Below are 1,681 nucleotides of genomic sequence, written 5' to 3' on the forward strand. Positions count from 1 at the left end.
ATACTACACCATGCGCAATAACTGTTGGGCGTTTAAACAATCCGCAACTTGCTGCATATTCTACCGGACGTTTTCCGTACTGCGCTTCAATATCACGTACTTCACGCTCTGTTTCCGAAAGGTGAATATGAACCATAGTTTGATTTTCTACTGCAATACGTGCGCACTCTTCTAACAGTTCTGTGGAACATGTATATGGACTATGTGGTGCAACCATCGTAGTTAACATTCCACTTTCGTTATAATAACGCTTCACATATTTCTCAGCTTCTTCAATTGCTTTCTTTTCATCTTCTTTCGTTCCAAAGCTAAATAAAGTTCTTGAAACAGCAGCGCGCATTCCACTCCTTGATACCGTTTCCATAATTGCATCTTGATCTACTCCAATTGGATTAAACATATCAGAGAATGATGTCGTACCACTTTTCACCATTTCAAGTAATCCTAATTCCGTACTAGCGACCGCAAGCTCTGGAGTAAATTGACTTTCCAGTGGCCAAATTCTCGTCTCAAGCCATGGCTGTAATAACATATCATCTCCAATACCTCTTAGAAGACTCATTACAACGTGTGTATGTGTATTTACAAGCCCTGGTAAAACCCACTTTCCTTTCATGTCAATTACTTCATCTACTTCAAAATCATTAGCGAATTCTCCGCTCTTTACATCTATAATTTGATCATTTTCTACAATGATATATCCATTTTCTATCACTTCATTTTTTTCATTCATCGTTGCAATTGTAGCGTTTACATAAGTTGTTTTCAAAAGTATTTCCCCTTTCAACTCTATGAAGTTTCCTTTAATAAGTTACCACCATTATAGTAACTTATTAAAGATTAAGAGTCAAAAGATAAATTTAATTCTTTCGTTATCTTTTCCTTCAAAATGCCATATTGCTTTTCATCTGTATCTGCAAATGCTTCTTCCCGATTTGATTCCACGCCCATATACTTCAATTTTTCATTAAATTGCGTCTCTGTAAAATCAAACACCTTCCCATCTATACAGTTATAAAAGTGCCACGCCTCTCCTACTTTCGTCTTTTTAATTTTCCCTCCGTATATTTCTTGAACGACTAGAGCTGTTACACCACATTGTCCCTTTGCCGGATTTTCGCTCGTCCACTTTGAACTTGTTTCAATCGACCACGATTTTTTTAACATTTCATATATTTGTTTTTTCTTCACATTATCCACTCTCATCTTCCCCTGACATTAATAGTTTTACACATCATATTGCAAAAGAGGTAAAAATCGATTCTTACATACTGTTGATGGTGTCTCTCCAATTAGCTTTGCTCCCATTTTCAAGTAATAGCCTTTTGCATTCGGATCACTATCAATCGTAAACCTTTTTATTCCTAATTCATTTGCTTTTTCTATTACAAACTTCCAAAGTATTTTCCCGTAACCTTTTCCTTTGTAGCGAGGATGAATGTATAAAAAATCGAGAGCATTTTCATTACGTAAAAATGAGAAAAATCCAATCTTCATATTATTTTTTTCTAAAACATATACAAAATTATATTTTATGTACTCTTCTGTAATTGTTAAATCTGCCTTACAAGAAAGTATGAATTCTTCACTATAATTCCACGTTGCTTTTGAATGTAGTGCGAGTTCACTTAATTCATTTGCTTCTGCTAATGCAGCTTCTCGTATTTGCATAGTTTATTTA

At 34.8% G+C, this 1,681-nt stretch carries 3 protein-coding genes; all 3 read right to left on the reverse strand.

Annotated elements, in window-relative coordinates; translation table 11 throughout:
* Positions 1-787 (reverse strand): amidohydrolase family protein (locus tag JDS92_RS29965; protein ID WP_199633032.1); only part of this gene is annotated, 787 nt, incomplete at its 3' end.
* Between the two features lie 53 nt (positions 788-840).
* Positions 841-1,200: a YunG family protein gene (locus JDS92_RS29970; RefSeq protein WP_199633033.1), complete on the reverse strand. Its 360-nt coding sequence runs from the start codon at positions 1,198-1,200 to the stop codon at positions 841-843.
* A 27-nt stretch (positions 1,201-1,227) separates the two neighbouring features.
* On the reverse strand, positions 1,228-1,671 hold the full coding sequence (locus tag JDS92_RS29975) for a GNAT family N-acetyltransferase (RefSeq protein WP_087969987.1): 444 nt from the start codon (positions 1,669-1,671) through the stop codon (positions 1,228-1,230).
* Positions 1,672-1,681 lie beyond the last annotated feature (10 nt).

This window comes from Bacillus cereus group sp. N12 (assembly GCF_016483575.1).
Classification (GTDB): Bacteria; Bacillota; Bacilli; order Bacillales; family Bacillaceae_G; genus Bacillus_A; species Bacillus_A toyonensis.